We start from the raw sequence: 19213 nt of genomic DNA on the forward strand, positions 1-19213 counted from the left end.
CCTACGAGCCGTTCTTCATCGACCGCCCCTCAACGGCGGATGACCGTTACCTGGCGGCCATCAACAGGGCCCCGATAGGGGAGCGCGGCCTATGGGACGAACACACCGCAGACCAGTCCCAACCCAACGAACTCACCCACGACGAACCGGGTGGGAACGAACCTCAGAACGAAACCAGCACAGACACCAAGAGCACCCGCAGCACACGAGGAAAAGGAACCATCATGGCCGGGGAAACCACCATCACAGTGATCGGAAACCTGACATCGGATCCAGAGCTTCGCTTCACCCCTTCGGGATCAGCCGTCGCGAATTTCACCATCGCCTCAACGCCCCGGACCTTTGATCGTCAGTCCAACGAGTGGAAGGACGGGGAGACCCTGTTCCTCCGGGCCAGCGTGTGGAGGGAAGCCGCGGAGAACGTCGCAGAGTCGCTGACCAAAGGCACCCGTGTCATCGTTTCGGGCAGGTTGAAGTCGCGTTCGTACGAGACCAAGGAGGGCGAGAAGCGGACCGTGATCGAACTCGAGGTGGACGAGATTGGCCCGTCCCTTCGGTACGCGAACGCGAAGGTCAACCGCACCCAACGCACCAACCACGGTGGGGGAAACGGGGGCGGGTCCGGTAACCAGGGCAACGCCAGCCAGCCCGCCCAGCGGGATGATCCATGGGCGGCAGCGAACACCCAAGCCAACGCCGGCTCCTGGGGCAACGGACCAGACTCCGAACCCCCGTTCTAGAACCTATGGTGTCGGAGCCGGCCGTTAGGATGGCCCCGACGTCACGAAGCGACATAACCGCTGCTACTCGGCTGCCGGGAAACGGTAGGACGAACCCGATGATGAAGAACTGGACTGTGATGAACGAGCAAGAAGATGCGACCAGATGGTGGGTAGGGACCCTCGTAGGAATCACAGCGCTATTGTGTGTGCTGGGTTTGGCGCTGCCTTCCATCATGATGGTGATTGGGGGAATGGTTGTCTTTGCTGGAGGCCATCCTGTCCCGGGGCTCATTACGTCGGGGGTTGGAGCGTCAGTGTTCGCCGGTTTGGTTTGGGTCGGGGTGAAGATCACGAAGAGGTTGGCCCAGCGCTGGAATGGCTTCCGGAGAGATGCACGTTAAGGGTGGGCTGAGCCATGAAGTCAGGTGAGAAGAAGGGTCCCTACTTCACTGAAGAGGACCTGAAGCAGATCAGGGCAGCGGTCCAAGCTGTCGGTCCGTTGGAAGGGTACGTGTCCATTTCGGATTTCGTTGAAGCAGCTGCCCGTCGTGAGCTGCGGAGGCTGCAACGCAAGTACAACGAGGGCCGGAAGTGGCCGGGAGTGGAAGCGGGTGAACTCCGCCCTGGGCGGCGGACCCGCGCCGAAACGGCCGCGCGGGAGGACCGGTAAATGATCCGGCCCGAGCCCGACCCTGCCGTGCCTGAGCCGGTGGAACGGGTCCTTATTCAGGACGTCGTGCCGTACGAGATCCCTGATAGTTTCAGTGATCTTCGGGGGCCGGCGGATGGGCTGCTGACTTTGCCGCTTCACGTGTACTGGGGACCAGTGGCGGTGTGTGATCTGAGTCAGCCAGAGGATGTCATCAAGGCGTACCAGGCGGTGCTGCGCGTGGGAACCCGGAAAGACCAGGTGAAACTTCTCAACGGCGGACTTCTCTGCAGAATCTGGCCCCAGCTGATGCTCCCGGTAAGGTGCCGGAAACTCTGGGAGGGTAGGTTTCCCCACCTCATCGAGGACCCTGGGAAGCAACACTAAGAATAGATGAACACGCAGTCAGGGCCCGTACCAAAAGGTACGGGCCCTGACTGTCTTCCAGCTGTAGTCGCGGGTGTGAGAGGGCGGTGGATCCTGGAAGAATCTTCCAACACCCTGGTGCGGAACCCCTTGCCGCTTGAGATGCCTCCGGGAGTTTCAGGTTCCTGTTCCCGCGGGCCCGGACCGAACGCAATCCGCCGATGTCGTCAAGGCTGAAAGGAACCCAGCCCCGCTCCCACGGTGCGACGGCAACGCTGCGTCTTGGACCATGGGAAACGTCGCCGCTACTGGCCCACCTGGGAAGGAGGCTGTGCACGGCCACCGCTCGCCCTGGTGCGGCATGTCCCGATGGTGACATGGTGGTTGTGTGCAGGCGGTCAGGTGGGTCCTGTCGTCCACATGGGTGCGGGAAAAGCCCGAAGGTTGTAGCTTTTGCCGTGCCCATGTGGACGAGGGGCTACTCGTCCGAAGATGCGTGGGCTGTGGCGTTCTCGCGCGCGGGACGTTTACCGCGAGGACGTCCGCCGGCCTTGCGGCCGGGTGTGTCCAGACCGAAGCCGCGAAGGTCGGATTCGGTCCAGTCAGCACGCAGCGCGGCTTGGTAGTCCTTGGCGTACTTTTGCTCGGCTGCAGCTACCAGCTGCTGAGCTTCTTGGAGTTCGACGCTGCTGGCCGCCGCGTTCTTCACGGCGTTGACCTTAGCGTCCCTGGCAGCGTCAATTTTCGCGGCCGCTTTAGCGGCAATGTCGTTGATGTCCATGCGGCCAGTCTAGCCCGCGGCGCCGACACGCGGACGGACGTTTTGCGAAAGAGACACGGAAGGCGGTCAAAAACCTAGAAACCGCGCCCTGCGGAGCAAGCTATACATTTACACGGGTGTAAATGGCTTGTCGTCCTCGACACTTGCGGTCGAGTACGGCACACTGGTCAGTGTGGTCCCCGGTTCGGGGTCGCTGCGCTGGGCCTTTGAGGGAGGGGATTGGGATGTCGGATGAGGAGAGCACTCACCGTCCCAATCTGTCGCGCCGTCGTCGTGCGAACACTCCGGCAGGGACGAAGAAGCGGCGTGACGTATGGGTCACCGTTGAAGAAGAAGCCGCGCTCGTTGCGAGGGCCGAACGGGAGAAGGTGACCGTCCCGAACCTGTTGGTTTCGGCGGCGTTGGCCGAACGAACTGATTCACCGACGGAGCGGCGCGCTATTGGCGCTGAACTCATGCAGCTGCACAATCTGTTGGCCCGTTCTTCGAACAACATCAATCAGCTCGCACGTCAAGCCAATGCCACGAGCGAGTTCCCCATCGAAGCCCTGGAAGCGTTGAAGCATCTTCGGTCCGTGGCCATGCGTATTGACCGCGCTATTGAAGGGTTGATGTAGGAATGATTCCGAACATCACCCGCGGTTCGCGCATGGGCGGGCTCATGGTCTATTTGGCTTCGACCGACGCCGATAAGACCAAGAATGCACACACGGATCCGCACTTAGTGGCTGGTGATGCGGCGCTCATGGCCTGGTACGACGACGGTGTTCTCGACCGGGCTGATGCCTTGGCAATTGCCAAGCACCTTGACCAGCCACGCAAGCTATTCGGTGTCTCCGTTCAGATCAAGGACTTTGCTTGGGACGCAGCGAAGAAGGAGCGTGTCCACGTTGGCTACAAGGACGCCAGCGTGTGGCATTGCTCGCTGAGTTTGCACGCCGAAGAAGGCGCGTTGACGGACCAGCAATGGGGAGACATCGCCAACGACTTCGTAGAGGCGATGGGCTTCACTGAGGCCAGTGGGAAAGCCCGATGCCGTTGGGCAGCTGTCAACCATGGCACGTCCGAGAACGGTAACCACCACATCCACATCGCCGTTTCTCTGGTGAGGGAGGATGGCACCAAGGCATCCACCCACGGTGACTACAAGAAGTCACAGCAGACCTGCCGCGAACTGGAAGTTAAGTACGGCCTGGAACAACTCTCCAGCGTGTACGCGACCCGTGGTTACGGCCAGGCAGAAAAGGCCACCGCGGTTCGGGATGAACGGGAAATGCACCGCTCATCGTTGGCCCGAAAAGTACGTGCCAGTGCAAGCGCTTCAGCAACCGAAGGCGAGTTTGTTCGCCGCGCCCGTGACACCGGAATGTTGCTGCGGCCGCGCTACGCGAAGAACACCACCGACGTCATTGCCGGCTACTCCGTAGCTGAGCGGCCCAAGGCCGGGGAGCGGCCCATCTGGTTTGGTGGCGGCACACTCGCCTCCGACTTGAAGCTGGGTGCGCTGCGCGAAGAGTGGATGGACTCGCCCCACCTTGCCACCCAGGCTGCAGCTGAATGGAATGCCGCTGCGCGTAACAAGCGAATCGTCTCCAGGACCGGTCCTGAGAGGGCCACCCCATTGCCTCAGGTGTGGGTGGAGTACACCCGGAACGCCACCGCCCTGGCGGAGCAGCTGCGGTCCATCCCCCGTGACGATCACGCCACCTGGGCGAAGGCCGCACGCGAAGTTTCCGGCGCCTTTGCAGCATGGTCACACCGTCTCGAACCCACACCTGGCCCGCTGGCCGCAATGGCGGCTGAACTGTCCCGCTCAGCTCAACTCCGGGCGCCCAAGGCACACAGCAAACCCATTGCCCTTCCCTCGATTGCGGGGACCGCGATGCTGTTCATGGCGGCATCGTCCAAGAACAAAACAGCCGCGCAGACAGCACTCATGGTGCAACTGATCAACACCGCGTTCGCCGTGTACGAGATGCATCAGCAGTCCGGCCGGACTCGGGAAGCCCAGCGCATCCGCTCCGTCGTGGAGAACCAGCTCGCGCCGTTCACCGGAACCATGCCCAAAGTCGGTGCATCGGAAGCGGGACAGCAGCAAATGACAGAGGTAGCGGGGCCGCCACGCGCAATTGATATCGCACGCCGAGGCATGATTCCCATCCGGCCTGGATCCGCAGTGCCCACCACACCGACCGCCACTCCGGCAAAGACGTATCAACCCAGCCGCAGCGACACCGGCCCGGGACTCGACCGATAAGAATCACACCACTAGTGCAAGGGGAACACAATGAGTGAATCAGACGGAATGGACGACTTGCTGGACGGCGGACTGCGTCAGTCCCTGATGATCGCCTCCCGTATCGCCGAGACCCTCGCCCGTCGACGGCAGGAAGACCAGCGGCAACAGGAACACCGTGACGCGCAGGCAGCGCACGAAGCCGCCGCACGGTTTGCAGCCGAACGCAGCACCGCCCACGTGGTCCTGTCACAAGTGGACAAGGACCAGTGGTGGGACAACGCCCAACCCTCCGACATCGCCACGGCACATGCCGTCGCTGAGGGATGGAAAGACTACGATCCCACCGCGCTGTCCGCTTCGGAAAAGATCCGGCAAGAAGTCCTCAACCGTTACGGCATCGACACCTGTGACGTGGTCGGTGCAGAGCTCGAAGCCGGCATCAAGACGGCGGCGTCCGAGTCGGCCAAGGTCGAGCAGGAGCGCGGACAGGAGGCAGGGCGCAAAGCCGATGCTGAGCACGAGAAGGCGACGCAACTCATCGCGGCCGCGCGTGCAGAGGAACTTCGTGCCCAAGCGGCGAAGCTCGCCCCAGAGATGGAGCGCCACCAGGTGCCGGTGGAGTACCTGGCCAACCCCGCACTGACCAAAGCACTCCAGCTTGCCCACAACGCGAAAACACCCAAGGCACGAGTGGTAGCCGACTCCGAAATCAAGGAGCGGATGTTCCTCATCGGCAAGGACGGTGTCAACGGACCCGACATCGATCAGCTCCGTCAGGAAACCACCGCCAACGTCAACGGTGCATGCGATGAACACTTCAAAGACCCCGCCTTCGTGGACGCAGCCAAAAACCTCCACGAAGCCAAACTGCTGGCAGAAGGCGGCTTCAAAGGATCCAAATGGACCACCCAGGAACAGCGATACGAGAGAGCCGAAAAGGAGCTCTTCGCCCGCATGGAAGATGTCGGCCGCGAGATCGAGAACCGCGTCACCGGCAACGACAGCAGCCGTCTAAAAGACCAAGGACTGAAAACCGAAACCGCTGCACAGACCGGCTACGGTTCCGCCGAGCACCACCAGAAATTCGCGGAATCACTCGCTGGCACCGGCGCCAACGAAACGCAGATCCGTGGCCGCCTCGCTGCCGCCCGCAGCGAGGGCACACACCCCAGCGCAGCCGTAACAGCAAGAAAGGCCACAAAGGCCCGCAAGTCCCGCCCGGGCGCCGCTGCGGGCGTGCAGCGCGAGAACCCGGGCATCGGACGTTAGAGATTAGTCCAAAGCCCACGCTCCGGATATTCTCTGGGGTGTGAACTTCAACCAATTGGCAGCACCCGTTGCTGCGCTGAACAAGGCTGGGACAGACTGGGTGACGGGCAGCGGCTTCCTCATAAAATCTGCTGATCAAGTTTATTTGATCACGGCTGCCCACATCGCTAACTTTCAACCTGCTCAGATGGATGACTGGTCTTTATGGTCCGAAAGGCTCTCAATTTACGCCGAGGACGGCAGCGTCTTGGCTAACGCTTCACTTTTCGATGAAGGCGCAAGCGAAAGAACGCCACTGTTCAAGTTCCTACGTACGTCGGACCAGGTTCATCGGATTTATGACTTGATCGTGTTGCCGGTGTCATTAGGAGAACACATGGCCAACATGTCGAAAATCTTCGTATTGCCCGACGATGGAGCAAAGCGGGCAAAGGATGACAAGGTCCTTACTTTCGGGCGGCGGGATCCTTGGCCACAGCTCAATGTAACGACGCACAAGATAACCGTTGCTGACAATCCCCTCGTCTTTCATGTGGAGCCCGAGGCGCAGCCGGGAGACTCCGGTGGCCCTGTGCTGACGCCGGCCGGGTCGCTAGTTGGTATGAACTTCGGGGCGGGGAACCCAACAAATTCCGGGGGCATGGTCATTTCTGTCCAGGCAATTGAACTTGCTCTGACGGCAACGGATGGTTTCCTTGCGGGCATCTCCTACGCGCAATCACCAGGGGACCTGTAGTGCTGGGTTGGGACTGGATCTCCCGACCGCCACAGAAGTAGCCGCGGGCGGTATGGACCGGCAGGCCAACGTCCAAGAACCAGCAGCCATCATGCCCGAACAGACCGAGAAGACACGACTCCGCATCCGATTGGAGAAGATTACGGCCGAGCGGAACGCTGCACGGCTCGTGGCGCAGCAACAAGCACAGCCGCAGAGCGAGCAAGCCCCCGCACAGAAAGAAACCGCCCAACAGCAAGCCGAGCGTGCCGCAGCGCATGCACGCCAAAACCAGCACGATCAAGGATACGGACTCTAGCCTCACGCATCACTTGCTAGCTCAGCTGGAGGTATCCAGGGTGGTCGGCGTCGAATCCCCTAAATTGTTAGGCTTCGTGAACATCGTCGATGTAGTGCCCGTATGCATCCAGGTCGAGTGCAAGTACCGTACCAAGTCTGGAGAGCCTCTTGTAAAGGCGCATTGCGAACCAGATGAGTTGCTGGTCTGATGGCGCGTAGATCAGTTCGTCGTCTACTCTTTCCACCGCGCCGTCTCTGACGGCTATGGCGAAGTCCAGACGGTCGGTACAGCCGCCGCTGAGAAGGGCCCTTCCGTGCGGCTTTTCCTTGAATGTCCTCCCATGTCGTGTCGGTGGCGAGGATCCCTCCGAGTATGGGCTTACTGTCTGGCTCTTGGGGTGGGTACGTTCCTCCTGCATGACGGACACCTACTGACGTTCGGTGCAGTTTGCGGACACTGGCAATCTTGTCCCGTGCATATTCAACGTAGCCCTTGCTCAGTTCCGGTTTGGCCTCGAATATCGCATAGATGCTTTCAACAGGTACGAAGGTAAGGTCGCCTTGAGTGAAGAAGAGGGGCGAGTACTGTCGGTCGTAGATGGCTACATCTATTTGCTGGCTTTGTTTACCGAATGAATCGATCGCGAAAACGCTGCCCACCCCGTACCGCTTGGGGAGGAAGTCGCTGAGCATGTGTATCCAGCGTTCTTCGGTGGCGTTGCCTTTTGCCGTTGGATGGTTGGTGAACGTGGGCATGAGACCGAGGCCCGACAGCATGTGTTTTTGCTTCGCTGCAAAGGCCGCGCTCAAATTAAAGGTGGTGCCCGGGCTAGCCACACTTGCGGGGTTCTCAGAAATTTCTTGGTTCATGGTGCGCTTTTCTGGCCCGGTCGAGCGTGGCCAGGTCCTAGTCCTTTTCTGAATAGTCATCGTTTTGCAGTACTTCGGCTATTGGGCCGCCAGCTCTGCCGGGTTCAAGGATGAGGGTCGGATGGTACGTGGGTCCTTCTTCGGCGTGGTCTTCCCATTCGTAGACCACTGTTCGGAGGGTGTTTAGAAGCCGTCCAATCAACAAGGCCATGGGGTAGGGGCCATGGAATGCTAGGTGGACCTCGGCGCGCCCGTCGGATGCGGAGAGTTCTTTGATCTGCTGGGCGATGGATGCGCTGAGTCGCCCGGCCTCACGAGCATCAATCCGGGTCGTGGTTGAGGTGACTATTGCTGCTTTTGAGAACGCTTGTTCGGATGAGTTGAGCAGCCGGTCGAAGGCTGTACGGTCCGCTGCCGGGGTGAGTGTCACAAAGACTGCGACCTTCTCGCGCGTATCCTCGGTTTGTCGCGGTGAGAGATTGATGTCTTCCACGCTGATGACGTTTTCAACTGGGTCATCTGGACACGATTTCGATACCCAGGCGACGTTGGCCGTGTCCATGGCTTCGACCATTCCGAATTTGGTTTTTGGGAGTGCTGCTCCAAGCGCGAGTGCAATGGAGAGGTGGGCGCCGCCAAGGATCCGCACATGAGATGCCCGAGCTGCGTACACGGCGTCACTGATGAGGGGGAGCGTCGTTTGAAGGAGTCGCAGTCCTTCGTGTGACGGAAGGCGGCCCTGGTCGCCCGCGCTGAGCCGGATGTGTAGGTCCTCGTCGTCCGCATCGACGGCGAACGAGGTTGGCCGGCTTTGTATCCTGATGGTGAACGCTCGGTTGGTTGACCGGAGCGTAGGCTTCCGTTGCTCGACCCGGTGCATGAGCAAGTCCCGGGCGATTTCGAGTTCACCGCTTCCGTCAAGCATGTTGCTTTGCTTCTTGTCGGCGAGGGTTCTTGCAGGCGAAAGGCGAAGGAGCCGATCGGGGGCGGCGTAGTCACAGGCGGTGGGCTTTCCGCGCCGGGGCACCGCATTCGCGATGCTAAGGCTGAAGTCAGGGTTGTCATCGAGTTGGAGAAGCCGTGGGAGTTCACGCTCCCTGACGATCTCGCTATGGACGATGTCGGGGGTTACGACGAGCACTGCCGCTGAAAGACCCTGGGTAAGAGCTTGCTCGAGCCGGTCTGTGGTTGTGCCGGCTCGCAAATCACGATAGTCGCGCCACACCACGAGGCCGGTTGCTCGAAGTAGGTGTTCCAATCGTGCGGCCTGATCCGTGCCGTCCGATTGTCGGTACGAGATGAAGACCGGCCCGTCGCCACGAACGGAAGTTTCACGAAGGGGACCAAATGGCTGGAACCTGGGCTCAGGGGATGCGACTTGGACCTGGCCGCTGCCAATGCGGCCAAATCGTTGACGCCGCGCAATGACACCATGAAACGGGGCCGTGTGAGATGTGGAGCAGACGATCATGGCGACCGGACCTTGGCTGGTCTTAGCGATCGCGCGAAGCGCATTGATATCAGTAGGGCTCGGCCCGACGGCGGCCGGGTGGCTGTGCCACTCGCCGACGTATCCTACGGGGTCGTCCTCCGCACGATCCTGGAGGAATTCCTTAAGGATTGCATTGGCTTGGACGTCATCGCGCACATAGCGGCTTGTTGTCGCGAGGGCGCTGCCTACTGTCAATGCATGAGTGACCACGATGGTAGCTGATTCGTGGTAGCCAAGAAGGATGCCGCCCGTCTCAGTCGGCAGGCTTTTCGCTGATTCTGCGGCGATCACTTCATGCGCCTCAGGGCGTAGTTTGATGAGGCCCGGGTCCCGGGTCAATTGTTTGTCCTCTCCGGGACACGGATGAGGTCTCGTGCTTCTCCAGCTGGGTGCAGGACATGCTCCGTGAGTAGTCCGATGCTGTGTCGTACCGCTGCGGCCGCGGCCTCTATCACGGAGTGGGGTGGGGTCGGGGAGATCGGGCTTCCGCATCCAGCCTCAAACAGCATTGGTGTTTTGATGCTTTCATTGGATGCCTTTTTAAGTTGGGGGACGGAAGAAGCCCCACCGATCGGCGGCAGAATGTCGACTCGATAGGCTGTGCCGTCATCGTGGAGTGAAGTCGAGAGGATGTGTGTATCCAGGGACTCGGCAACGGTGTGCAGCAGAGCTGTCGTTGAGAAGTCGGCTGTGGCGTTCACAACCAGGTTGTGGCTGCTGATGAGATGTGCCGCTTGTGCAGGGGTGGTGAGGTCGGTGTCGTCAACGTCGATGTCTTCATGGGTGAGTTCGTTCCGCATGACAAGGTAACGTTTCACGGCCTCACCCTTCGTGAGGCCGACGCTATCCGGTCCCACGAGATGACGAACGATATTTCCCGGAAGGACCATGTCTCCGTCCACGAGCGTTAGCCGGCCAATTCCCGCGCGTGCCAACATGTCTGCAACGAATGAGCCCAGCGCGCCCAACCCGATGATGGCTACGCTTTTGTTGTTGAGGTCATTTCGGTGGACACCTGCGCGGGCGGTTCGGGCCGCAGAAGTGTCTGCGGCAGATTTCAGCCGCCGTGCCGCGATGTCACCGATAACCGTGGGCCAAACTTCCAGCAAAATGGCGCCATCTTGCTCGCCGCGTCGGTACCTTAGCAACACCACGCAGACCTCATGGCGCCGGATCCTTGCATCGAGCTTGATTTCAGGCGCGACCAGTGCGCTGATGTCCGCCCAGGTCCGCGGCGGTACGACGACTTCACCGACGTCCGCTACGTATGCCGCACGGTCGTTGCCGACTTTAGCGCGCTTTTTCGGGATGGAGCCCCTGCTTGCCCGCATCGTGTTGTTCTTGGCCGGGCGGAATCGAATAGGGCCCTCATCCAACAACGAGGGCTCTTCATAGAGGTAGGTTCTGGTGTCCTTTTCTGACAGGCGAAAGTACCGGTCCAGATCCAGGTCAGGGCGGTCATCCGGCCACCCTGCTGATGCTTGCGAAAGCCAGTCCGCAATATGTTCAAGGAACACGGGTGCTTCAGTCCACCAGAGCCAATCGTGATCATCCTCGGCGATCAGACAAAGGGCTCCATCCAGTTCGCGGTGCCAGGACCAAGGCGCGGCATCGGGTGAGACGGGGGCCACCCTGGGCGGCTTAAAGGGGAAACGCTGGGGAAAGGAAATCAGGACTTCAGTCGGGTTTGCGAGGTCTCCGGCCGGCCCCATCCACCCCTGCTCCGTCTCCTTGAAGCCGGCCCTGATGAGGCCCTCCTCAAACTCCTGGCGAACGTGCGCTACGGCATCGGTGTAGGAGTCCAGATTCACCCAAAGGTCCTCCGTCCGGCTGGGACCGTTGGTGCTCCTGCCGAAATCGCGGTTGCGCGTTTGCTGCCGTCTTCATTGAACCCTGGAGGCATTTTGAAGACAGTCTCATCGTTGCCGTTCTTGCCGAACAGCTTTTGGAATGTCAAGGCAGACTTGCCCATGTCCTCTTCCTTGAGCGCGGCGCGGGCTGAAATAGCCGCGTCGGCGAACCGCAGGTTCGCCGTCTCAAGTTCGTCCTCGGTGGCACGAATCCTGATGGTTTTTCCTGGAAGCGTTGGGTCGGTAACGCCGATCCCATAGACAACAAAGTTGTTGATGATCTTGGCGACCTCTTCCAAGGCGGAGACGTAGTATTCCGCGTGATCAGTCCCCGACACCAGACCGGACTTGAAGGCCTGATAGGTCGCCACCTCAATGAAGAAGCCTCCAGGCTTTGCACCACGGCGAAGCAGTGCTCGGCGGGTTTGGCGCAGCAGCTTGATTGTTGGGACGTAGTAGCCATTGTGGGCAGCGTTCATTTCACTGGACAGACTAGTCAAACCCTCAGGGTTAGTTTGAACCCACTTGTTTTCCTCGCCTTTCTGTGGAATTTCCCACGTCGTGCCGTCCCAGTGCGGTCGTGCCGGCACAGCGTCCACGTCAAGGTCGAACTCCGGAAATGCGATCTTCAGGCTCCGGTCTTGACGGACTGTGCGACGTCGGCCTTGGGCATCCACGCCAAATTCAGCGTGAAGCACCTTGAAGAAGTGATCGAGGATGTCTTTAGATGTCACATCGCCCGGCACGCTTTGCATACGTACAAACACGTCGACATCCTTGACGCGCTTGATGGACACGCTTCGTTTGTATGAACCAATGAGTACGGGGTCGACGCCGTACTCGGCCAGCTTGGCATCAGCACTTAGGACTCGGCGTACGAGTTGATGAGCTTCTGGCGCATTTTCCTTGTCTTCACCCGGCTCGATTGAACTCAATGCGTCTTTGAACTGCTGAATAAGGTGAGCCAAACGTTAGCCATCCGATCGCTAGTGGAAGTTAAAAGTCAAACGAGTGTAGCTACTACATGTAGCACAAAAGCTTACAACAAACCACAACATGTTGTGTTACATGCTTGTAGTTTCCTCGATACTCGCAACCCTTTCTCAAGAGACATCAACATTTAGCTCAAGATTTGCTCAAGAAATGCGACCGCGCAGGAAAAGGGAGAGCTGGAAACATCGATATCCGCGCAGGTCCACGGCGAAGGAGTGCCCGTCACCGAGCTTCGGCTTAGCGAGTGTGCGGCAGCGCTTTGCTGCCCCTGGGTGGCGCGATGTTCGGCGTGGCACTGTCTTCGCTGGCCGAGTGGGAGTCCCAGCGTTTCCGGGCGCCTTGGCGGGTGATGCCGAAGGCTCTGCCGATCTTGTCCCAGGAGAGGCCGTCGGCGCGGGCTGCAGCCACGGCAGCGTCTAACTGGGTCTCGATCGTCTTGAGTTGATCGCCCAAGGTGCTGATGGTGTGAAAGTGCAGGTCAGGGGCGATGTGCTGGTGCCATTGTTCAATGAACAGAGGCTCCACATCCTCGCGGTCGCTGACGTAGCTGGCATCGTCGCTGGAAGGGTCTCCGGCGTAGATGCGATTGAGGGCGAGGTTCTCGTCGGCTGGATCCCAGACCCGGGTCCATAGCTGGTCCATGATGACGTGCTTCTTGAAGGGTTCGCAGCTGCAGGCGACTTTCCAGCCGACCACCTGGGCTGGTGGCCGCCACGCAGCGCTGTCCTGGTCGTTGTCGTTTTCCCAGATGCTTTTGCCTTCGGGTGTTATTAGGTGGATCTGCCCGTGCTTCCCGCCGGTCCCGTACATGCCGTCGGCGAACACGCAGACAACGTAGCCTTCATGGTCGCTGCCCTCGGTGAACCAGCCCATTGCGCTTCCCTTCATCAGCCACCAGTTGGTACTCTGACAAGTATGCCCGAGCGCAACTACGGTTCACAAGAAGGGGTACTTAGGCAACCTTAGTTTACATAATCTCCGTTATCGTGGTTAGAGTAGGACCACTAGAAGTGGATGTGACAGCAGGTCCAGCCCCTTGCGGTTTTCCTACGGCATGGCAGGTCAACCCTAACGGTGGGGTGGCGGGGGTCTGCAAAGACGTCGTCTGGCCTTACAGCCAACCTCAAGCTTGGGGTGTGCATAATGCGACCGAAGCTTCGGTCAACCGCTATTTGACCGGGGCTTCGCCAATTAGGTCGTGATACCTCGTGGCTCTAGCGGTGAGGTCGCGCGGTGTGCCGGCGCCAATTCGAAGCAAATTAAGGACCACTAATTGCCGTGCGTTTTGCGTAGGTACTCGCGCAGCCCTGGAATGGCAAAGTCCACCTTGCCGTACGCTGGTGCTTCGATGAGTCCGGCCGCGATGAGCCGGGCCCGGTAATTGGCCACGACGTTGCTCTTGGCGTTGAGCCGTCCCCTGTAGGGTTCAGGGACACTGCGCCGGTACCGTGCGCATGAAACCTAACGCCTAGCTTTAGCTTTCTAGGCGACATCGCTACCGCACAATCGAAGTAGCCTGTTACCCGACGTTTCCATACTGTACGCTTTGTCCACTGGAAGCTGTGGCCATGGTTCCTGCTCGCATGCCGAAACTACGGCGGTGAACGGCCTCAGGGTGGGCTCCCAAATGAGCAACAAGGAGGGCGGCAAGTCGTGGCACCGATCGACGGTCATCCAGGCGCTGGGGGAAACCTCAGTGGCTATGAGCTGCACGTAGCGGGCGAGACGATTCTCTTGGGTGACCTCATGGCTGAAGGCGAAGGAAATTTCAGCACATACCGCGATGCCAGTCAAAAGGTCATCATTCATGTTTTTTTTGGGAAAGAACATCCATTTCATGTAAACCGCCTGAGAGACGTCACATCAGCCAGCGGATTAACGCATTACACCTCGGTTGGCCGCGCTTCCATTAACAAGCCGGGCGAACGTCATGGGCGCCAGCTTCTCCGATATTCTGGGCATGTCCGGAATAAGGTCTGGGCTGCTGTAAGGGCTTTTGAACCGAAAACTCTTAAAGACTTTCTTGCTACAGGAGCAATGCCCGGCTACTCACCGCCGACTCGCGATTGGGCGCTGGATTTAGCTAAGGGACTTCAAGCTCTCCATTCTGCCGGCGTTGCCCACGGCGATGTCCGCCCGAGTAATGTACTGATACCAGCAAGCGGAAGCGCGCATCTAGCGGACTTTGGCCTGAAATCTGACTTTCGTCAACCTTTGAGCTTTATTGGACATCGGTCAGCTGCTCGAGATGAGATGACCATGTTTAGCGCGCCGGACACCTTGCGTAGCGGGAAGAGAAATTCTGTTGCTGCGGATATTTATTCGTATGGGAAGATCCTTAAGGTTCTGCAAACGAAGCTGCGACCGATCGCTGAATTTGAGCGAGACGTAATAAGCAAAATAACCGATGAGTGTCTGGCCCTCGATCCTGTTGACAGACCCTCAATTGATGAGATCCTTAATCTCTTGCAAAAAATACAAGTACCGCACAGCTCTTGGCCTCCCAAGGAGGCTTTGCATGCTGCAGTGTTGGCCGATATGGATGCCAGGCTGATGCGTGGTATCAGCGGGTCTGAACTAGATTATGCATCGACCGTCGTTACTCAAGCTCTTGATGTATTAGATGACATGGGCAAATCAGCGTCCCCACGAATCGTCAACATAGAAGAGCACCAACTAGTACATTTTCTGGCCTCGGCTGCGTTTGAGAGGAATAGATCGGGACTGTTCCTCCAAGATGTTTCACCAAGATTCAGTATCTTGAACCGTCTAAGCTCAGTAAATTCTGAGCCCACGAGTAACCTGGCGGAAGCTAGCGCACTAGATCGAGAATGGCGCTCCGAGATCGAGCGGTCGGTCACTGATGATGTGCAGCCTCTCGACCTACCCGCCACTGAAGTGCAACGCCGTATTGAGCGCCAGTCGAGTTGGGCTTGGGAAATGACCCAAGATATTTTGGAAGCAGACCTGTTTGTTAGAAGTGATGACGTTGTCGCGATCATGTCTAATCGTTGTCCGGGTATCACTACCGATGAAGTACGAATACTCCGCGACCTTGGGTACTTATTGTCCGTTCCCGTCGATAACGTACAAATTTATCCACTTTTTCAATTTGACCCTAAGTCCGGCCTCCCACTTGAATGCATGAAGAACGTATCCGACCGGATCAGGGGCACCGGATCCTCGTGGAGTTATGCTGTCTGGTGGTTCCTGAGGGCAGACGGGCTTGGCGGGATGTCTCCGGTGGAGTGGCTGCGTGAAGGGAAAGAACAAAGGGTGTTGACCGAGGTGATGGGATACAATTTGGCTGCCGCTTGAGCTTAAGCTGCAACTCTTTCCGACATCCCGAAAGGAGCTAATGTGGCAGGCTTTCCTGTGGCGTTACCTGACGGCTTAGCCATAGAAGGGCTTGCGACGCTTAAAGATCTGGAGCCAGACGTATTGCTCTCAAGAGTTTTTAATCATGAAGACGCAGCACGAAATGGCTATAGCGCGCTTTCTTGGAATACTAGGAAAGTACCCTTGGGCGCCCCGGTAGCGGGACGATTTGATCTGCTGCCAACTGCACCTGGTGGATTCCTATACGGATCTGAATCGGACGCGCTAGTTAGCGCAGGTGCAGGTTGTGAGCGCGTTGCCATACTGGAAACCTTTAGGTCTGCGATGATGACCTCCCGGGATCCGAGTAGGAACAACCGCAGAGTCATGCCTCGAAGCTTCCGTAATGCGAGGTCTGTGCAAAGGTTCCAGGTAACGTCACCTTTGTCGCTTGTGTGCATTAGGACTCAACGTGGCCGTGAGCCGTTCAGAATGGAGGAAGAGGTTCTTTACACTTCTGATCGTGATGCGACTAGAGCATGGGGTGACTATGTCCGTTCGCAAGTTCCGGACGCCAGCGGTATCGCCTACAACTCGACGAGAGAAACTTCTGGTGGGGGGCTCTGTTCGTTCGTTTTGTGGGAAGACAGAATGCCCGCCAGCGCCTTCGCCCCAATAGATACTATTCCTCTCGGAACTCCAAAAGGCCGAGTAATAGTCGAGGAAGCGCTGCGCGACTATAGCGTGATCTGGAATTAGCTTCGGGGACGGGAGCGATTGGTGCAGTAGGGTGTCAGTGCGGCGGCCCCCGCTATCTTTCCCCATCCCGACAGCTTGACATAACGTCCGTTATGCGGCGGTCGAGGGGGAGGGAGGCCAAAGGTCTTTGGGGGACTGCTCGAGGGAGTGTCCGTCTGATTGCCTAGCCACTTCACGCGGACCTTCCACGGTCATTGCGAAAGATGATTCCTTGAATTGAACGCTCGGTGGCGTCTGCGCCGTCCTGAAGGGCTTGTGGCATGAGGTGCCCGTATACCTGTTCGGTTGTTCGCACGGAGGCGTGGCCGAGCCGGCGCGAGATTGAGAACAGGGGCATTGCTCCGTCTTGGATGAGCCAGGAGGCGTGGGTGTGTCGCAAGTCGTGGATTCGTGGTGACTTCGTTAATCCGTTGCTCTGGGCGGTATGGACGGCTGGGACCCAGTGATGTTGCCAGAACGGTTTGTGGGCGATGCGTGTGCCTTGTGTGGCGGTGAAAAGTAGATCGCTGCCAGCCCTGCCGTGCATCAGGGGGTGAAGTAGGTTTGCGAGGGTCTTGATACCTATTGTGCGTTTGCCTGCCCCGGTCTTGGTAGGGCCTATGTAATAGCTTGACTGGGCATCGCGTTTCCACGCCTTGTTGATTCTCGCTGTCTGCACATGGGAGGCCAGATCGACATCGGCGACTTGGATGGCGGTTGCTTCGCCAAATCTGGTTCCTGTCATGACGAGGAACTGCACGAAAGTTTTGTAGCGCTCGTCCATGCCGTCGACGAGCAATCGGAATTCTGCTGGGGTGAGGAAATTTGCCTCGTCTTCTGCGCGCTCAAGGGTGGGCAGCTGTATGCCGCGGCATGGGTTGCGGGGTATGTACTGGAGCAGCTCGGCGGTTTTCATGGCCGCTGATAACAGCCCGTGTATGTTGTGGATACTCTTTGGGGCAACGCCCTCCGCGGCGAGGCTCTTGATCCACTGCATAATGTCGCGGTAGCCAAAATCATCGACTGCTATGGGGCCTATGGCGTTTCGGATATGCAGATCGAATATCCGCTGGTAGGTGGCAACGGTCCCGGGGGAAGGCCGTACGAGGAAATCGATGTGTTCCTGGACAACCTCTGCAACAGTAGGAGTCCCGGGCCGGGCCTTAGGTGACTCTGGGGCCGGAGGCCGGCCGTACTTTTGGAGATGCTCAGTCAGACGGTTGGCCTCAATCTCACTCCGCACGGTCAGGCGGCGTTGGCGCCGCGTTCCAAGTTCACGCCAACGCACCGAGTATGCAGTAGACCCATCCCAGCGGATACGTGTGCTGATGCTGACCACGAGGACAGGCTACGCCCGGTTCTCCATGCTTCCAATGCTTCCGCAACCGAAGGAACGTCCTCACACCACCTGCTGTGGCGCTGGCCGCTCCCTCCTGGCTCATCGAGGCAAGATTAGCGTGGCACCAGATGCCGGGAAATCTGCGCGGCAGAATCCCGCAGTTCGATGGTGCCTGCGGCGACACCAACGACAAGCTCGAAGCCCTCGTCTGTAGTGAAGTCGTGCCTGTAGCCGTTGACCCAAAGCAGCAGCACCATGAGCGTCCATGCGGTCCGTTTGTTTCCGTCGATAAGTGGATGGAACCGGGCGACGGATTCAAGCAGCGCGGCTGCCTTCAACGCAAGATCTGGATAAGCTTCTGCGCCCATGACGGTTGTGGCCGGCCTGGCCAGCGCCGAGGCCAACAGGCCAACGTCGCGGATGTGGAAGCCGTACCGGTCAATGACTTGAAGGCCGTCTTCAATGTCCAGGTATGCGGTCACGCATCCTCAAGCCGGGTCAGCAGTTCAGCGTCGTGACTCATGACAAAATCAAGGCCTTCGCTGATTTCACGTCGGCGGGCATGGCGCTGCAGGACCAGCTCTGCGCCCTGGAGCAGGAGTGCGGATTTGGATGTGTGTTCCTCGGCGGCCAACTTCTCCAGCTTCCGATCAAGGTCTTCAGGGACGCGCAGATTCATAGCCATGCCCCAATGGTACCAAAGCGGTACCTTCTGAGAATGTCGTTGGGATTATCGCGTCAAGCGACAGGCGGCGAAAATCCGGTGCCACGCTACCCAGGACCGGCCACCACTGTGCTTCAAGAGGAGGGATGCGGAGGGGCTAGGTGGAGGAGGTGTGCTCGTGCATCAGGTGCAATAATCGCTGCTTTACTTTACATAAGATCTGTTATCGGCGTTTCAATATAGCCGGGGGAGTGCCTGAAAGAGGGCACGGTTTGACTCGTTCGGTGGGCGGCTTCTCGCGTTGCGCGTGACTCCCAAACCGGACGGAATCAGACGGGGCAGGAGGCGTCGGTCGTCAGGTCGAAGGTTCCGTCCGGGAAGACCGTGAGCCTGAAGAAGGCGCGGCTGCCGGGCGCTGGGCCTTTGCTGATCAGACGCACCAGGACGTGGGCCGTCGCGCCTCCGTCGGCATTGTAAACGGTCTGCCGTTCTCCTTGTAGATATACCGGGCGCCTTGCGATCCGATCCCGGTTCCCTTGATGGTGTTCTTACCGATCATTGACCCATCAGGCCTGAACTGGATGACTTCCTGGAAGGTGCCCTCCACGAGCACGACCTCGCCGTTGCAGTCATTGACGGGCTCGTTCACATACCCGCTCTTCCGCACTTCGGCGGGCGCGGCAGCCGCGCCGCCTGCCAAGACTAGCGCCATCGTGGCGGCGACGGGAATCGCGAGTATCCTTTTGCAATGTGCATGTCCATTCCAATCATTCTGGGGCCGGCCGGCCGTCTTGGCACGGGCTGGTCATCGCATCGTATTCGCGGGAACCGGCCCGGCATACGGGGACATCTCCCCTTGTTGGTCCCCTCCCTTGGCTAACGCGTCCTAAGGGGGCTATGCCAGGTCA

The 19213-nt window shown here is 58.9% G+C and carries 20 protein-coding genes and 2 pseudogenes; 10 read left to right on the top strand and 12 right to left on the bottom strand.

Going from position 1 to position 19213, the window contains the following annotated elements; translation table 11 throughout:
- The 3 genes from AC6JA3_RS21810 to AC6JA3_RS21820 all read left to right on the top strand — a co-directional run.
- On the top strand, window positions 1-740 hold a 740-nt coding region (locus tag AC6JA3_RS21810; RefSeq protein ID WP_497920660.1), incomplete at its 5' end, for a single-stranded DNA-binding protein.
- Between the two features lie 397 nt (window positions 741-1137).
- Window positions 1138-1392 (top strand): ParB family protein, encoded by a 255-nt coding sequence (locus AC6JA3_RS21815; protein WP_284987865.1) that lies wholly within the window; start codon window positions 1138-1140, stop codon window positions 1390-1392.
- Complete coding sequence (locus tag AC6JA3_RS21820) at window positions 1393-1758, top strand: transcriptional regulator (protein WP_497920661.1); 366 nt, start codon at window positions 1393-1395, stop codon at window positions 1756-1758.
- 457 nt (window positions 1759-2215) lie between these two features.
- Here the strand turns inward: AC6JA3_RS21820 and AC6JA3_RS21825 are convergent, their stop codons facing one another.
- Window positions 2216-2518 carry a hypothetical protein gene (locus AC6JA3_RS21825; protein ID WP_497920662.1) on the bottom strand — a complete coding sequence of 101 codons (303 nt, stop codon included), beginning with the start codon at window positions 2516-2518 and terminating at the stop codon, window positions 2216-2218.
- 224 nt (window positions 2519-2742) lie between these two features.
- Between AC6JA3_RS21825 and mobC the strand changes: the two genes are divergently transcribed.
- From mobC to AC6JA3_RS21850, 5 genes are read left to right on the top strand one after another with little or no spacing between them, the layout of a single operon-like run.
- Window positions 2743-3135, top strand: a complete 393-nt coding sequence (gene mobC / locus AC6JA3_RS21830) for a plasmid mobilization relaxosome protein MobC (RefSeq protein WP_497920663.1) — start codon at window positions 2743-2745, stop codon at window positions 3133-3135.
- 2 nt (window positions 3136-3137) lie between these two features.
- On the top strand, window positions 3138-4775 hold the full coding sequence (locus AC6JA3_RS21835; RefSeq protein WP_497920664.1) for a relaxase/mobilization nuclease domain-containing protein: 1638 nt from the start codon (window positions 3138-3140) through the stop codon (window positions 4773-4775).
- Between the two features lie 30 nt (window positions 4776-4805).
- Complete coding sequence (locus AC6JA3_RS21840) at window positions 4806-6026, top strand: hypothetical protein (protein ID WP_497920665.1); 1221 nt, start codon at window positions 4806-4808, stop codon at window positions 6024-6026.
- 40 nt (window positions 6027-6066) lie between these two features.
- Window positions 6067-6762, top strand: coding sequence for a S1 family peptidase (locus tag AC6JA3_RS21845; RefSeq protein ID WP_497920666.1), 696 nt, complete (start codon window positions 6067-6069; stop codon window positions 6760-6762).
- A gap of 7 nt (window positions 6763-6769) precedes the next feature.
- On the top strand, window positions 6770-7060 hold the full coding sequence (locus AC6JA3_RS21850; RefSeq protein ID WP_497920667.1) for a hypothetical protein: 291 nt from the start codon (window positions 6770-6772) through the stop codon (window positions 7058-7060).
- A gap of 67 nt (window positions 7061-7127) precedes the next feature.
- On the opposite strand, the gene AC6JA3_RS21855 is transcribed toward AC6JA3_RS21850, so the two are convergent.
- The 7 genes and pseudogenes from AC6JA3_RS21855 to AC6JA3_RS21885 all read right to left on the bottom strand — a co-directional run.
- Window positions 7128-7460: a hypothetical protein gene (locus AC6JA3_RS21855; RefSeq protein WP_497920823.1), complete on the bottom strand. Its 333-nt coding sequence runs from the start codon at window positions 7458-7460 to the stop codon at window positions 7128-7130.
- Window positions 7461-7497: 37 nt separating this feature from the next.
- Window positions 7498-7971, bottom strand: a pseudogene (locus AC6JA3_RS21860) (DUF6602 domain-containing protein); the annotation flags it as partial.
- The gene (locus AC6JA3_RS21865; RefSeq protein ID WP_497920668.1) at window positions 7949-9742 is read right to left on the bottom strand and encodes an SAVED domain-containing protein; all 1794 of its coding nucleotides are present in this window, start codon (window positions 9740-9742) and stop codon (window positions 7949-7951) included. The gene AC6JA3_RS21865 and the pseudogene AC6JA3_RS21860, both read right to left, overlap by 23 nt.
- Window positions 9739-11214 carry a ThiF family adenylyltransferase gene (locus AC6JA3_RS21870; protein WP_497920669.1) on the bottom strand — a complete coding sequence of 492 codons (1476 nt, stop codon included), beginning with the start codon at window positions 11212-11214 and terminating at the stop codon, window positions 9739-9741. The genes AC6JA3_RS21865 and AC6JA3_RS21870 overlap by 4 nt, the downstream gene beginning before the upstream one ends.
- A complete protein-coding gene (locus AC6JA3_RS21875; protein WP_497920670.1) occupies window positions 11211-12221 on the bottom strand; it encodes an SMODS domain-containing nucleotidyltransferase in 1011 nt (336 codons plus the stop codon). Before AC6JA3_RS21875 ends, AC6JA3_RS21870 begins: the two co-directional genes overlap by 4 nt.
- A gap of 262 nt (window positions 12222-12483) precedes the next feature.
- Window positions 12484-13134 (bottom strand): hypothetical protein, encoded by a 651-nt coding sequence (locus AC6JA3_RS21880; protein WP_497920671.1) that lies wholly within the window; start codon window positions 13132-13134, stop codon window positions 12484-12486.
- A 381-nt stretch (window positions 13135-13515) separates the two neighbouring features.
- Window positions 13516-13647: pseudogene (locus AC6JA3_RS21885) on the bottom strand (DUF8462 domain-containing protein); the annotation flags it as partial.
- Window positions 13648-13899: 252 nt separating this feature from the next.
- Between AC6JA3_RS21885 and AC6JA3_RS21890 the strand changes: the two are divergent.
- Window positions 13900-15564, top strand: coding sequence for a protein kinase domain-containing protein (locus AC6JA3_RS21890; protein WP_497920672.1), 1665 nt, complete (start codon window positions 13900-13902; stop codon window positions 15562-15564).
- 57 nt (window positions 15565-15621) lie between these two features.
- The gene (locus AC6JA3_RS21895) at window positions 15622-16323 is read left to right on the top strand and encodes an RES family NAD+ phosphorylase (RefSeq protein ID WP_497920816.1); all 702 of its coding nucleotides are present in this window, start codon (window positions 15622-15624) and stop codon (window positions 16321-16323) included.
- Window positions 16324-16495: 172 nt separating this feature from the next.
- On the opposite strand, the gene AC6JA3_RS21900 is transcribed toward AC6JA3_RS21895, so the two are convergent.
- From AC6JA3_RS21900 to AC6JA3_RS21915, 4 genes are all read right to left on the bottom strand, one after another.
- The gene (locus AC6JA3_RS21900) at window positions 16496-17299 is read right to left on the bottom strand and encodes a tyrosine-type recombinase/integrase (RefSeq protein WP_497920673.1); all 804 of its coding nucleotides are present in this window, start codon (window positions 17297-17299) and stop codon (window positions 16496-16498) included.
- 455 nt (window positions 17300-17754) lie between these two features.
- Window positions 17755-18123, bottom strand: coding sequence for a type II toxin-antitoxin system death-on-curing family toxin (locus AC6JA3_RS21905; RefSeq protein ID WP_497920674.1), 369 nt, complete (start codon window positions 18121-18123; stop codon window positions 17755-17757).
- A complete protein-coding gene (locus AC6JA3_RS21910; protein ID WP_497920675.1) occupies window positions 18120-18326 on the bottom strand; it encodes a ribbon-helix-helix protein, CopG family in 207 nt (68 codons plus the stop codon). The genes AC6JA3_RS21905 and AC6JA3_RS21910 overlap by 4 nt, the downstream gene beginning before the upstream one ends.
- A 409-nt stretch (window positions 18327-18735) precedes the next feature.
- Window positions 18736-18954 carry a hypothetical protein gene (locus tag AC6JA3_RS21915; RefSeq protein WP_497920676.1) on the bottom strand — a complete coding sequence of 73 codons (219 nt, stop codon included), beginning with the start codon at window positions 18952-18954 and terminating at the stop codon, window positions 18736-18738.
- Window positions 18955-19213 lie beyond the last annotated feature (259 nt).

Source organism: Arthrobacter sp. TmtSoilC79, assembly GCF_059739405.1.

Coding starts and splice junctions, on each gene's coding strand:
- AC6JA3_RS21815 (WP_284987865.1), top strand. CDS start 1,138: ATGAAGTCAGGTGAGAAGAAGGGTCCCTACTTCACTGAAGAGGACCTG.
- AC6JA3_RS21820 (WP_497920661.1), top strand. CDS start 1,393: ATGATCCGGCCCGAGCCCGACCCTGCCGTGCCTGAGCCGGTGGAACGG.
- AC6JA3_RS21825 (WP_497920662.1), bottom strand. CDS start 2,518: ATGGACATCAACGACATTGCCGCTAAAGCGGCCGCGAAAATTGACGCT.
- mobC (WP_497920663.1), top strand. CDS start 2,743: ATGTCGGATGAGGAGAGCACTCACCGTCCCAATCTGTCGCGCCGTCGT.
- AC6JA3_RS21835 (WP_497920664.1), top strand. CDS start 3,138: ATGATTCCGAACATCACCCGCGGTTCGCGCATGGGCGGGCTCATGGTC.
- AC6JA3_RS21840 (WP_497920665.1), top strand. CDS start 4,806: ATGAGTGAATCAGACGGAATGGACGACTTGCTGGACGGCGGACTGCGT.
- AC6JA3_RS21855 (WP_497920823.1), bottom strand. CDS start 7,460: ATGCAGGAGGAACGTACCCACCCCAAGAGCCAGACAGTAAGCCCATAC.
- AC6JA3_RS21880 (WP_497920671.1), bottom strand. CDS start 13,134: ATGAAGGGAAGCGCAATGGGCTGGTTCACCGAGGGCAGCGACCATGAA.
- AC6JA3_RS21900 (WP_497920673.1), bottom strand. CDS start 17,299: ATGCAGTGGATCAAGAGCCTCGCCGCGGAGGGCGTTGCCCCAAAGAGT.
- AC6JA3_RS21910 (WP_497920675.1), bottom strand. CDS start 18,326: ATGGCTATGAATCTGCGCGTCCCTGAAGACCTTGATCGGAAGCTGGAG.